The sequence below is a fragment of the Actinacidiphila cocklensis genome (assembly GCF_907177275.1).
GTDB classification, from domain to species: domain Bacteria; phylum Actinomycetota; class Actinomycetes; order Streptomycetales; family Streptomycetaceae; genus Actinacidiphila; species Actinacidiphila cocklensis.
Genome location: NZ_CAJSLV010000046.1, coordinates 80,815 through 93,091, shown reverse-complemented (window position 1 = coordinate 93,091; position 12,277 = coordinate 80,815). Strand labels below are relative to the sequence as shown.

Genomic DNA, 12,277 nt, shown 5'->3' with positions numbered 1-12,277 from the left:
CCCGCCGGTCAGGGTGAGCGGGCGGAACCACTTTGTTCCTCGAAGATACAAAATATTCGGGGGCCGCGCCACCCCGTCCTCACGGCGGGTCGGTGAACTGCAGCAGACCCCAGGTGAAATGCGCGACGATCCGCTCGCCCGTGGCGGGTGCGGTGACCGCGAGGCGGGCGCGGCTCGGGGCGTCCGCGGGCAGCGGGGTCGCGGGCGGGAACGCGCGGGCCACGTCGTCCACGACGCACGACCAGGGGGTCAGGTCCTCGACGCGGCTCAGCCGCGGGGGCTCCGTGCCGGGGGCGCGGACCAGCCACTCGTTCCACACCGCGGTGCCGCCAGGGGCGCACAGCACCTCCCAGCGCAGGTCCGGCCACAGCGGCAGCGGCCACAGCAGCGCGCGGCACGTCAGGTCGCCGACCCGGCGCTCGACCTCCTGCTCGGGCGGCCCGAGCAGCAGCCGGTACCCGCGCTCACCGCGCGGGAAGGTCCGGCTGTGCAGTCGCGCCTGCCAGGCGCGGTGGGCTTCGCGCAGGTCCGCGTGCGAGGCGTTCAGCGAGCGGAGGGCGCCGTCCACCAGGTCGGGGTGGTGGTCGGCCATCCTGCGCAACAGGGCCAGCTGGAAGTGGGCGGGTCCGAAGTACGGCACGCCTGTGACGTTACCTGTGGGGGTGGGTGCCACTTGCTGTGGCGTTTCCTTCTTCCCGCCGCCGTGGCCGGGCGCGCGGTTCCGCCCCCCAGAGCTGCGCGCCCAGCCACTCACCGACAGGAGGTCGCGGGGCCGCCGCAGGGGGCAGGGGCTCGGGGCCGGCCGGAGGTCAGTGGTGGGCGGCGGGGGTGGTCTGGGTGGCGGCTTCCAGGGCCGCGCGGGTGGCGGGGCCGTAGACGCCCGAGGGGTCGCCCTGGACGCCGTACCAGACCTGGAACATCGCCACCGAGTGCTCGACGTGCGAGTCGTACTGCCCGTCCACGGGGCCGTGGTAGACCCACACCGCGGTCAGCCTCTGCTGGAGGTCCTCGACCTCGGGGCCGCTCGCCCCGACCTGCAGGACGCCCGGCTGCGTGGAGGCGTCCCCGGGCGGCGGAGTGCTCGACGGCGGCGCCGTCGCCGTCGTCGTGGCGGAGGCCGACACGGACGGGGACGGGGACGCGGGCGCCGAGGAGGGCGGCGCCGTCGTCGACGGCGTCACCTTCGGCGCGGGCGTCGTCGTCGCCCGCATCGGGTGGTGCGGCGCCGTGGTCACCTTCACCGGCTCGGTGACCGCGCCGGGAGCCGCGTCCGCGGGAAGGGTGACGTCGGGTGCGGCCGAGGCGGGCTCGGGCAGTGCCCGGTCGGTGCCGCCCTGCTCCTCGCCCATCACCGAGCCCGTGACGGCCACCGCGCCCGCGGCCAGCGCGGACGCGGCGACGGCCGCCGCGGCCACCACGATGCCGCGTCTGCGCCTGCGGTGCCGGCCGTGCGCCGCCGCGGCGGCGGCAGCCGTCTCCTGGGCGTAGCCGTCGTCGGCCGGGTACTCCTGCGCCGCCGCCATCGCGGCATGCGCCGCGGGGAAGAGCCCGAGGTCCTGCGTCGCAGGACCTCCGTCCGCCCCGCCGTCCGTGTCGATCAGCGGCCGCGCGGTGGTCGCGCCGCCGCCGAAGGTGTCGTCCTGGTCGCCCGCGACGTAGGGGCGTACCCGCAGCGGGTGGAAGCCCTCGGTCACCGCGAAGGCGGCGGCCCGCTCGGCGGAGCGCTCGGCGGCCCTGACCTCGCCGTCGACGTCGCCGCCGTCCCCGATGGCCTCGGCGTACTCGCTGGTCACACCGGTCACACCGGTGTCGTCAGGCTCGTACGGCCCTGCTGTGAGGTCCGGCTCGTGCGGCGCCACTGGGTTCCCCTCCCGCCGTCGTTCGCGCGTTCGCAAAGACGTCTCAGTGATTATGCCGATACCCCATGCCGTCGCACACCCGGTCCCCTCCCCGCTGGCCCATTCCCACAGGTCGTATCCGTACAAACGGTGCCAATATGAGAGTCCGACCGTCGGGGGGCGACGCGAGGAGCCGTTTCATGGCGCAGGACACCAGTACCGCGGTGGCGCCCGGTGCGGAACAGGACCGGCGCCAGGTACGGATCGCCATCGGTGCCCTCGCCCTCGGGCTGCTGCTCGCCGCCCTCGACCAGACCATCGTCTCGACCGCGCTGCCCACCATCGTCAGCGAACTGGGCGGTATCGACCACCTCTCCTGGGTGGTCACCGCCTACCTGCTCGCGTCGACCGCCGCCACCCCGCTGTGGGGCAAGCTCGGCGACATGTACGGCCGCAAGCGGCTGTTCCAGACCGTCATCGTGATCTTCCTTATCGGCTCCGTGCTGTGCGGAGTCGCCCAGAGCATGAGCCAGCTGATCGCCTTCCGCGCCCTCCAGGGCCTGGGCGGCGGCGGGTTGATCGCGCTGTCCATGGCGATCGTCGGCGACATCGTGCCGCCCCGCGACCGGGGCCGCTACCAGGGCGTGTTCGGCGGGGTGTTCGGCGCCGCCAGCGTGCTCGGGCCGCTGCTCGGCGGGGTGTTCACCGAACAGCTGTCCTGGCGCTGGGTGTTCTACATCAACCTGCCGATCGGCGTCGTCGCGCTCATCGTCATCGCCGCCGTCCTGCACATCCCGGTACGCCGTACCTCGCACCGCATCGACTACGTCGGCATGGCCGCGGTGGCCGCGGCCGCCACCTGCCTGGTGCTGGTCACCTCGCTCGGCGGCACCACCCTGGACTGGGGCTCGCCCGCCATCATCAGCCTCGCGGTGGTCGGCGTCGCCCTGGTCGCCGTCTTCGTCCTGGTCGAGCGCCACGCGCAGGAGCCGGTGCTGCCGCCGCGGCTCTTCCGGGGGCGGACCTTCGTGGTGTGCTCGGTGATCTCCTTCATCATCGGCTTCGCGATGTTCGGCGCCATGACGTACCTGCCGACCTTCCTCCAGGTCGTCCGCGGCTACTCGCCGACGCTCTCTGGCGTCCACATGATCCCGATGGTCGTCGGCCTGCTGATCGCCTCCACCGGCTCGGGGCAGATCATCAGCCGCACCGGCCGCTACAAGATCTTCCCGATCCTCGGCACCGCCGTGACCGCGGTCGGCCTGCTGCTGCTGCACCAGCTCGACGAGCACACCGCGGTCTGGCTGATGAGCCTGTACTTCTTCATCTTCGGCTTCGGGCTCGGCATGGTGATGCAGGTGCTGGTGCTCGCCGTGCAGAACGCCGTCGGCTACGAGGACCTGGGCTCCGCCACCTCAGGGGCGACCTTCTTCCGGTCCATCGGCGCGTCCTTCGGCGTCTCGGTCTTCGGCACCGTCTTCACCAACCAGCTCAGGGACAAGCTGACCGCCGCACTGCGCGGGGTCCCGGTGCCGCCCGGCTTCGACCCCGGGCAGCTGCAGGCCGACCCCAAGGCCATCGCGGGCCTGCCGACCGCCATCAAGACGCCGGTGGTGCACGCGTACTCGGAGTCCATCACCACGGTCTTCCTCTACGCGGTCCCGATCGCGCTGCTCGGCTTCGCGATGGCCTGGCTGCTCAAGGAGCAGCCGCTGCGCGGCAGCGTGACCGTTCCGGACGCCAGCGAGACGGTCGGCGTCAACCCCGTCGAGCGGTCCTCGCTGGACGAGATCGCCCGCTGCCTGTCGCTGCTCGGCAGCCGGGACGCCCGCCGCGACCTCTACACCCGCATCACCCGGCTGGCCGGCCTCGACATATACCCCGCCACCAGCTGGCTGCTGCTCAGGCTGGCCCACGACGGCCGCGCCGACCCGGTGGAACTCGCCCGCCTGACCACCGTGCCCGCCGAGGTCATCGAGAAGGCGGCCGTCGAGGCGGAGTCCCGCGGCCTCGCCGTACGCGAGGGCAACCCGCTGGTCCTCACCGAGTCGGGCCGGGCCGTCGCCGACCGGCTCACCGAGGCCAGGCGCTCGGTCCTGGCCGGCCTGCTCGGCGACTGGGACCCGGCCGTCCATTCCGAACTGGCGGCGCTGGTGAAGAAATTGAGCAGCGAGTTGTGCGGCGGCGACACCGACCACCCCGACCGCCGTTCCCGTACGAAGCCGGCCGCCGCCGGGGAGGCCGTATAACGGGCACACGGGTTTGCGCCGCCCATCCGCGGCAAGCCGACCGACTGGACGGGTGACACCGGACGGAAGGAGGCACGGCATGTCCACAGGAGCGATTGTCGCCGTCGTGGCGGCGGTCATCATCGTGGCCGCGATCGCCGCGGTGGTGGCGATGCAGCGCGGCGCGGGAAGCCCCGGGCTCAAACGACGCTTCGGCCCCGAGTACGAACGGACGCTGGCGCGGCACGACGGGGACAGCCGCGCCACCCGGCGCGAGCTGACCGAGCGCGTGAAGCGGTACGGCGGTATCGAGCAGCGGGTGCTGCCCGAGCAGGTGCAGGAGCGGTACGCGGCCCGATGGTCCGCGGTCCAGTCGAAGTTCGTGGACGACCCGGCCGCGGCGGTCGGTTCCGCTGACGAGCTGATCGCCCGACTCGCCGCGGAACGCGGCTACCCGGCGGCGGACTCGCCCGAGCACATGGACGCGCTGTCGGTGCACCACCCGCACTACGTCAACGGCTACCGGGAGGTGCACGCCGCCACCGCCGGCGGTGCGCGGCGCGGTACCGAGGACCTGCGCAAGGCGCTGGTCTCCGCGCGGGGGATGTTCGACGACATGCTGCACGTCAGCGGCAGCGCCCGCGACAAGGCCGCCGCGGAGCAGGAGCAGGAGCAGGAGCAGGCGCAGGAGCCTGAGGCTGCGGAGCCCGCGTCCGAGCGGGAGGCGCAGGAGGCGGCCGGGCCGAGCGAATCCAAGCCGGTACTCGGCAAGCGACTTGCCGCGCTCACGGGGCGCGGACGTACGGAGGCAGAACGGTGAGTGAGACACAGGTCGACCCGACCCGGAACTCCGAGCAGGACAAGCCCGTCGAGCGGGACGACAAGCGCGCGGGCCAGGACAGGACGGCCGAGCAGGCGAGGCCCGCAGGCCAGGACAGGCGGGCGGGCCAGGACAGGCCGGCGAGCCAGGACAGGTCCGCCGACCGGGCGAGGCCCGCGAGCCAGGACAGGCCCGGCGGCCTCGACAGGACGGCCCGGCAGGACAAGCACACCGAGCAGGCGGAGCCCGCGGGCCAGGACAGGACCGCCGTCCCGCACACGGCGGCCGCCCCCGCGGCCTCCACCGGCGCCGCGCCCGGAGCGGACGCGGCGGGCCGGCTCGGGCGTCGGATGGAGCACGCGATCGGCGGCTTCGTGGACGACCCGCGGCGGGCCGTGCGGGAGGCGGACGACGTGCTGGACGAGGCGATCAGGCACATGCAGCAGCTCGTCGAGAGCCGCAGGACGGCGCTCCGCACGGGCAGCAAGGACGGTGCTGACACCGAGGAGCTGCGGGTGGCCCTCACCCGCTACCGCGACCTGACCGACCGGCTCATCGCCTTCTGATCCGCAGTGCACGCACCGCACCGCAGGTGCGGCAGGGCCGGGGACGGCCGCCTGCCGCACCTGCCGCCTGCCTGCCTCAGCCCGCCGGCGGGGTGAAGGTCGTGGTGGGCGAGAAGGAGGCGTGCCGGGTGGCGCGGCGCAGCGCCTTGAGGAGGGTGGGGCCGAGGGTGAAGGAGAGCACGGCGGTCAGGGCCGCGCGCGGCAGGTCCCAGCCGAGCGAGGTCGTCAGGCAGTACGTGGCGAAGCGGGCCAGGTTCGCGCCCAGCGACAGGTGCGGGGAGTAGCTCACGTCGGAGGCCAGGCCCGCGATGTAGGGCCAGCCCTGAAGGTTCATCACCGTGCCGTACGCCACCGCTGCCACCGCCCCGTACACCGCGAGCATCAGCAGCTCGGGGCGCCCGCGCAGCGAGGGCCTGGGCAGCAGGCCCGCCCCCATCGTCACCCACCCCATCGCCAGCATCTGGAACGGCAGCCACGGCCCGACGCCCCCGGTCAGCAGCGCCGAGGCGAACATCGTCAGCGAACCCAGGGCGAAGCCGAAGCCGGGTCCGAGGACCCGGCCGGACAGCACCATCAGGAAGAACATCGGCTCGATCCCGGCGGTCCCCGCGCCCAGCGGGCGCAGTGCCGCGCCCGCGGCGGCGAGCATGCCGAGCATCGCGACGGCCTTGGGGTCCACGCCGTTGTCGGCGATCGTGGCGATGACGACGGCGACCAGCAGTGGCAGCAGCGCCGCGAACAGCCAGGGTGCGTCGGCGCTGTGCGCGGCGACCGCGGAGCCGTGCGCGGCCAGCAGCGGCCAGCAGAAGGCGGCCAGCCCGGTCAGCGAGACCAGGGTGAGGACGACGACCGCGCGCGGTCCGAGCCGCACCGGGTCGGTGCGGGGCGCCTCGGGCGTCACGGCGTGGCCTCCAGCGCGCGGGTCACCTGCGTGACGGTCAGCCAGGGCGCGGGTGCCAGCACCTTCGCGGTCTGCGGTGCGAACGCCGGCGAGGACAGGACGACGTCGGCGGCCGGGCCGTCGGCGACGATCTCGCCGTCCGCGAGGATCACCACCCGGTGCGCGAGGTCGGCGGCCAGTTCCACGTCATGGGTGGCGAGCACGATCGCGTGACCCGCGGCGGCCAGCGCCCGCAGCTGGCCGACCAGCCGGGACTTGGCCGCGTAGTCCAGGCCGCGGGTCGGCTCGTCGAGCAGCAGCACCGGCGGGCTCGCGGTCAGCACGATCGCCAGCGCCAGCGACAGCCGCTGGCCCTCGGACAGGTCCCGCGGGTGGACGTCGCCGGGTATGCCGGGCAGCAGCTCGGCGACCAGGCCGCGGCAGGTGCCGGGCGGCGCGGCGGCGTCCCGGTCGGCGGCGGCGCACTCGGCGTCGACGGTGTCGGCGTAGAGCAGGTCGCGCGGCTCCTGCGGGACCAGGCCGACCCGGCGGAGCAGTTCCGCGGGCCGGGTGCGGTGCGGGACCGCGCCGCCGACGGTGACCGTGCCCGCGGCCGGGGTGTGCAGGCCGACCAGGGTGGACAGCAGGGTGGACTTGCCGGCGCCGTTGCGCCCCATGAGCGCGACCGTCTCGCCCGCCCGTACGGCCAGGTCCACGCCCCGCAGCGCCTCGACCCGGCCGCGGCGCACCCCCAACCGCTCGGCGCACACCAGGAGTTCACCGGGAGCGGCGGGACCCGACGTGCCGGGCGTACGGTCCGCGAGGCGTTCGCGCAGCGGTCCCGCGGCGCGGCGGGCGTCACGTATCGACAGCGGCAGCGGTGACCAGCCGGCGAGGCGGCCGAGCGCCACCACCGGGGGGTGGACGGGGGAGACGGCCATGATGTCGGCGGGCGCTCCGACGACCGGCGGGGCGCCGGGGGAGGGCAGCAGGATGACCTGGTCGGCGTACTGCACGACGCGCTCCAGGCGGTGCTCGGCGAGCAGCACGGTCGTCCCGAGGTCGTGCACGAGGCGCTGCAGCACGGCGAGCACCTCCTCGGCCGCGCCCGGGTCGAGCGCGGAGGTGGGCTCGTCGAGGACGAGGACGCGGGGGTGCACGGTCAGCACCGAGCCGATGGCGACCCGCTGCTGCTGCCCGCCGGACAGCGTCGCGATCGGGCGGTCGCGCAGCTCGGCCAGGCCCAGCAGGTCGAGGGTCTCCTCGACGCGGCGCCGCATCGTCTCGGGGGCGATGCCCAGCGACTCCATGCCGTAGGCGAGTTCGTCCTCGACGGTGTCGGTCACGAAGTGCGAGAGCGGGTCCTGCCCCACCGTGCCGACGACGTCGGCGAGTTCGCGCGGCCGGTGGGTGCGGGTGTCGCGGCCCGCGACGGTCACCCTTCCGGTGAGGTGCCCGCCGGTGAAGTGCGGCACCAGGCCGCTCACCGCGCCGAGCAGGGTGGACTTGCCGACCCCCGACGGCCCCACGACGAGGCACAACTCACCCTCGGGCACCTCGATGTCGACGCCCTGGAGGGCGGGCGCCGCGGTGTCCGCGTAGCGGAAGGAGACCTGCTCGAAACGGATCACCGCAAGGCTCCCTTCGGGGCGGCGACGGCGGGGAGGAGCCCGAGCAGCACGCAGGCAGCCGGCCACAGCGGGAGGGTGGGCGCGGCCAGCGGCACCGCGGGCGGGTCGAGCGCGGCGGGCGCGTAGGTCGCCGCGGCGATCATCGCGGCCGCGACCGCTGCCCCCGAGCCCGCGACCAGCCAGGCGCGGGCGCCCCACGCGTCGGGCCGGTAGCGGGTGCGCGGCGAGCGCCGCCCGCCCAGCCGCAGCCCCGCGACCGCCGCGGCCAGGCCCAGCAGCAGCAACGGCAGCCCGTAGCCCGCGCCGGCGCCGCCGGCGGCGAGCAGCCCGTACGTGCCCGCGCAGATGCCCAGCAGGCCGCCGACGGTCAGCGCGGCGGTCGTCCGGCGGACGGCGGGCGGCACGTCGGCGGTCCGCCCGTAGCCGCGCGCGTCCATGGCCGCGGCCAGTGCGACCGAGCGCTCCAACGCGCCCTCCAGGACCGGAAGTCCGACCTGGAGCATCGCCCGGACGCCGCGGTCGTCGCGGCCGCGCAGCCGGCGCGCGGCCCGCAGCCGCGCCACGTCGGCGACCAGGTGCGGGGCGAAGGTCATCGCCACGACGACGGCGACGCCTGCCTCGTACAGCGCGCCCGGCAGCGACTTGAGCAACCGGGCCGGGTTCGCCAGGGAGTTGGCGGCGCCGACGCACACCAGCAGGGTGGCCAGCTTCATGCCGTCGCGCAGCGCGAAGACCACCGACTCCGCGGTGACCCTGCCGCCGAGGCGGACGCCCTGCGCCCAGCCGGGCAGCGGGACCTCGGGGAGGGTGAAGAGGGTGTGGGTGCCGGGGATCGGCGAGCCGAGCACGATCGCGAAGACCAGGCGGATCGCCAGGACGGCGAGCCCCAGCCGCAGGAAGGTGCCGTAGGAGCGCGCCCAGGGCGCGTCCGTCCTGCGGGCCGCCACGACGTAGCCGGCCACCGCCGTGAGCAGCGCCAGGAGCAGGACGTTGGTCGTCCTGCTCGCGGCTGTGGCCAGGCCCAGCGCCCAGATCCACCAGGCGCCGGCGTGCAGGTTCGCGCCGGGCCTCCCCGTCCGGGGCGGAGTCGGCGGGGTCATCGGCGGCGGCGGCGGGACTGCCAGGTGGCGGCGACGGCCAGGGCGGCGATCGCGGCGCCCCCGGCGATCAGGCCGACGGAGGGGCCGTCGTGGGAGGAGTGCGAGGTGGCGGAGATCTCGTCGCCGCAGCCCGTGGCGGGGTAGCCGGTGATGGCGCAGACGATGCCCGCCGAGTTGTAGCGCAGCGGCTTGGCGACCGCGGCCAGGGCGTCGGCGGAGGAGGCGCTCGCGGGGATCTGGGCGCAGGCGGTGCGGGGGGAGGGCGGGGTGGCGGAGCCGGGGGCGTCGGCGGCGGTGCCCGGGTCGATGAGCAGGGCGACGCGCTTGCGGCCCGGTGCCGCCGGGTGGCCGGCGCAGACGCGGGCGAAGTCCGCGGTGCCGCGCGGCTGCGCCGCGGTCGCCGCCGCGTCCTCGCTGACCGCGAAGCGCCAGCCCTCGACGCTGCCGTCGGCGGGTATGTGCATCGCGGGGCCGGTCTGCGCGTACGTCCAACTGCTCCCGGAGCGCAGCCAGTAGGACCAGTAGCGGTAACCGGCGGCGTGCGCGGGGGCGGCGACGGCGAGCAGCAGCAGGGCCGCGGCGGCGGCCGGGAGTGCGGCGAGGCTGCGGCAGCGCATCAGCTCTTCCGCCGCTTGCGGGCGCTGAGCAGGAGGCCCGCGCCGATGCCGGCGACGAAGAGGACGCCGACGACGATCCAGACGGTGCGGGAGGACGAGTCGTGCTTCTCGTCGGCCTTGACGCTCGCGCCGGTCGGCCGCTTGGTGGGGGCCGGGCCGAGGGCGATGAGCTGCTGGAGCGGGGCGGTGCCGCCGGTGGCGAAGCGGTCGGCGCCGGACAGCACGAGCTGGGCCAGCGCGGCCGGGTTGCCCTTGGACCAGGCCGCGGAGTTGGCGCCCAGCCAGGTGCTGGTGGCCTTCGCGTCGGTGGAGCGGCCGATCCCGTCGAGCGCGATGACCGCGTCCGCGGTGGTGCCGTAGTCCGGGGTCGGGGTGTCGGCGCCCGGGGTGACGGCGGTGAGGTGGCCGCCGCCCGCGCGGAGCTGCGCGAGCAGCCAGTCGGCGCCGGCGGACGCGGCCGCGTTCGGGTCGAGCTTGGCGTACGCCTGCGGGTTGCCGTCGCAGTCCGCCGACTTGGGCGGGGCCGCCGCGGTGGACGGGCTGGCGTACGCGGAGCCGGCGAGGCCGCCCGCCGCCAGGCCGTGGACGGCGTCGGCGGTGGCCTTGGCGTTGGGGGTCAGCTTCCCGTCGGTGCCGGGGTAGCCGAACGACCCCCGGTCGGCGGGCTTGGCGTCGCAGCCGAACTGGAAGCCGAGCAGCGCGTCGTAGGGCGACTTGCCCTTGGCGTTGGGCGCGAGGCTCGCCTCGCGGCCCAGGGCGCCGATGACGACGGCGGTGGAGTCGGGGTCGGAGGGGCCGCCCGGGTTGTACGACCAGCCGCCGTCGGCGTTCTGCACGGTGTGCAGCCATGCGACGGCACGCTTCGAGGCGGCACCGGACTGCGAGCTCTGTACGGCGCCGAGGGCCTGCACGGCCAGGCCTGTGGCGTTGGTGTCCTCGGTCTTGGGGTCGCAGGCCTTGGCGGTGTCCTTGCGGTACGAGGGCCAGCCGCCGTCCGCGCACTGCTGGGCCAGCAGCCAGGCGGTCGCGGACCCGTTCACGAAGTAGCCGGACCGCGCCACGGCTATCTCGGCGTACGACTGCCGCCACACCCCGTCGTAGGTCGGGTCGGCCGTGCCGTACAGGTCGCCGCCGGACGGCGCCGCCGTGGTGGTGGCCGCCGCCGGCGCGGTGGTGTCCGCGAGTGCGATCGGCGCCGTCAGAGCGGTGAGCGTCGTGGCGGCGGCCGCCACGAGGGCGGCGCGGCGGCGCAAGGGCATGAGGTCGTGGCCTTTCCTGGTCCGGGGGAGCCCTCACCCTAACGTGCGGCGGCGGGTCGCCCGGGGTGACCTCCGGCACCCCTGAGCCGCCGCCGGGTGCTATGTGCCCGAGGCTCCGTGCTTGATCGCCTGGAGGAAGCGGGCCAGCGCCGACGGTGTGGTGGAGAGCACGACGCCCGGGTCGTCGCTCTCCCGTATCAGCACCGCACCACCGGCCGTGGCGGCCAGCTCCACGCAGTCGCCCTGCTCCTGCGAATACGTGGACTTCTGCCAGATCAGCGTCGGCGCGGTCATCGGCTGCCTTCCGGTCTCAGAGTTCTCGGGAGGCGCTGAGGATGAAGTCCCGCGAGTGGGACTCGTCGAGCGCGACCGCGGCGAGTGTGTTGTACAGGGTGCGGTAGTTGGCCAGTTGCGATGCCGCGTGCAGGAAGGTGACGCCGTGGGCGGAGTCGATCTGCACGGTGTCGAGGGCGCGGACGGCGCCGCTGGTGTAGAGCATCGCGTGGCCTGAACCGATGTGGCCGTCCGCGGCGAAGGGGATCACCCGGACTCGTATGTGCGGCAGGTGGCTCAATTCCATCAGGTGTTCGAGCTGGGCGCGGGCGACCTTGCCCCCGCCGAACCGCATCCGCAGCGCCGCCTCGTGGACCACCGCCTCGTAGGGCGGGGCGGAATCGCGGTAGAGCACGCTGGAGCGCTCCATGCGCTGGGCGACCCTGGCCTCCAACTCGCCGGGCGGCAGCGGGGGGATCGCGTAGCCGAAGACCGTACGGGTGTAGTCCTCGGTCTGCAGCACCCCGGGGATGTGGGTGATCTGGATGGTGCGCAGCGCGGTGGCGTGGAACTCCAACTCGGCGATGTCCAGCAGTGCGGCGGGCACCACCCCGCGGTAGGCCTCCCACCAGCCCTTGCGGCCCAGGCCGTTGGCCATCACGACCAGGGCGTCGATCAGTTCGGTGTCGCCGCATTCGTAGAACGACGCGAGCCGCCGCAGCCGCTCCTCGCTGACCCCGAGCCGCCCGGCCTCGATGTGACTGACCTTGGCCGGGTCGGTGCCGAGCAGACGGGCGGTGTCGCGAGCCGTGATGCCGGCTGCCTCGCGCATTTTCCGTAGCTCCGCACCGAGGCGCTCCTGGCGGGCGGTTGCGGTGCTTCTGAGCGGCATGGTGTCCCTTCTTGATGCTGGTTCGAGTGTGCCGTTCCTCTTACCTCGGGTCCAGATCGTTTCTGGAAATTTCGGAGACAAGGTTGCAGAGGGGCACTATTGCCCCATAAGGTCCTGTGGGGCATGCGTACATGAACAGTCAACTCCCTTGCCGTGCACGGCCGTTGACAGGG

General features: G+C 74.4%; 12 protein-coding genes. 3 read left to right on the top strand and 9 right to left on the bottom strand.

The window, feature by feature from the left end:
- Positions 1-79: 79 nt before the first annotated feature.
- Together NFU81_RS09830 and NFU81_RS09825 are read right to left on the bottom strand one after the other, a co-directional pair.
- The gene (locus NFU81_RS09830; RefSeq protein WP_422665171.1) at positions 80-640 is read right to left on the bottom strand and encodes a hypothetical protein; all 561 of its coding nucleotides are present in this window, start codon (positions 638-640) and stop codon (positions 80-82) included.
- A gap of 169 nt (positions 641-809) precedes the next feature.
- Positions 810-1,859: a peptidoglycan-binding domain-containing protein gene (locus NFU81_RS09825; protein WP_251487586.1), complete on the bottom strand. Its 1,050-nt coding sequence runs from the start codon at positions 1,857-1,859 to the stop codon at positions 810-812.
- A gap of 179 nt (positions 1,860-2,038) precedes the next feature.
- On the opposite strand from NFU81_RS09825, the gene NFU81_RS09820 reads away from it, so the two are divergent.
- From NFU81_RS09820 to NFU81_RS09810, 3 genes are all read left to right on the top strand, one after another.
- On the top strand, positions 2,039-4,087 hold the full coding sequence (locus NFU81_RS09820) for an MFS transporter (RefSeq protein ID WP_251487583.1): 2,049 nt from the start codon (positions 2,039-2,041) through the stop codon (positions 4,085-4,087).
- Positions 4,088-4,166: 79 nt separating this feature from the next.
- Positions 4,167-4,886, top strand: coding sequence for a hypothetical protein (locus NFU81_RS09815; RefSeq protein ID WP_251487580.1), 720 nt, complete (start codon positions 4,167-4,169; stop codon positions 4,884-4,886).
- Complete coding sequence (locus tag NFU81_RS09810; protein ID WP_251487576.1) at positions 4,883-5,452, top strand: hypothetical protein; 570 nt, start codon at positions 4,883-4,885, stop codon at positions 5,450-5,452. Before NFU81_RS09815 ends, NFU81_RS09810 begins: the two co-directional genes overlap by 4 nt.
- Before the next feature lie 76 nt (positions 5,453-5,528).
- Here the strand turns inward: NFU81_RS09810 and NFU81_RS09805 are convergent, their stop codons facing one another.
- The 7 genes from NFU81_RS09805 to NFU81_RS09775 all read right to left on the bottom strand — a co-directional run bounded on the left by NFU81_RS09805 (position 5,529) and on the right by NFU81_RS09775 (position 12,104).
- Complete coding sequence (locus tag NFU81_RS09805; protein ID WP_251487575.1) at positions 5,529-6,353, bottom strand: ECF transporter S component; 825 nt, start codon at positions 6,351-6,353, stop codon at positions 5,529-5,531.
- Entirely contained in the window at positions 6,350-7,963 is a 1,614-nt protein-coding gene (locus NFU81_RS09800) for an ABC transporter ATP-binding protein (RefSeq protein ID WP_251487573.1), read from the bottom strand. Before NFU81_RS09800 ends, NFU81_RS09805 begins: the two co-directional genes overlap by 4 nt.
- Positions 7,960-9,063, bottom strand: a complete 1,104-nt coding sequence (locus NFU81_RS09795; RefSeq protein WP_251487570.1) for an energy-coupling factor transporter transmembrane protein EcfT — start codon at positions 9,061-9,063, stop codon at positions 7,960-7,962. Before NFU81_RS09795 ends, NFU81_RS09800 begins: the two co-directional genes overlap by 4 nt.
- Complete coding sequence (locus tag NFU81_RS09790) at positions 9,060-9,680, bottom strand: SCO2322 family protein (RefSeq protein WP_251487568.1); 621 nt, start codon at positions 9,678-9,680, stop codon at positions 9,060-9,062. Before NFU81_RS09790 ends, NFU81_RS09795 begins: the two co-directional genes overlap by 4 nt.
- Positions 9,680-10,939 carry an SCO2321 family membrane protein gene (locus NFU81_RS09785; RefSeq protein ID WP_251487566.1) on the bottom strand — a complete coding sequence of 420 codons (1,260 nt, stop codon included), beginning with the start codon at positions 10,937-10,939 and terminating at the stop codon, positions 9,680-9,682. The genes NFU81_RS09790 and NFU81_RS09785 overlap by 1 nt, the downstream gene beginning before the upstream one ends.
- Positions 10,940-11,038: 99 nt before the next feature.
- Positions 11,039-11,233, bottom strand: coding sequence for a DUF397 domain-containing protein (locus tag NFU81_RS09780; protein ID WP_251487564.1), 195 nt, complete (start codon positions 11,231-11,233; stop codon positions 11,039-11,041).
- A gap of 16 nt (positions 11,234-11,249) precedes the next feature.
- Positions 11,250-12,104: a helix-turn-helix domain-containing protein gene (locus NFU81_RS09775; RefSeq protein ID WP_251487561.1), complete on the bottom strand. Its 855-nt coding sequence runs from the start codon at positions 12,102-12,104 to the stop codon at positions 11,250-11,252.
- Positions 12,105-12,277: the final 173 nt, after the last annotated feature.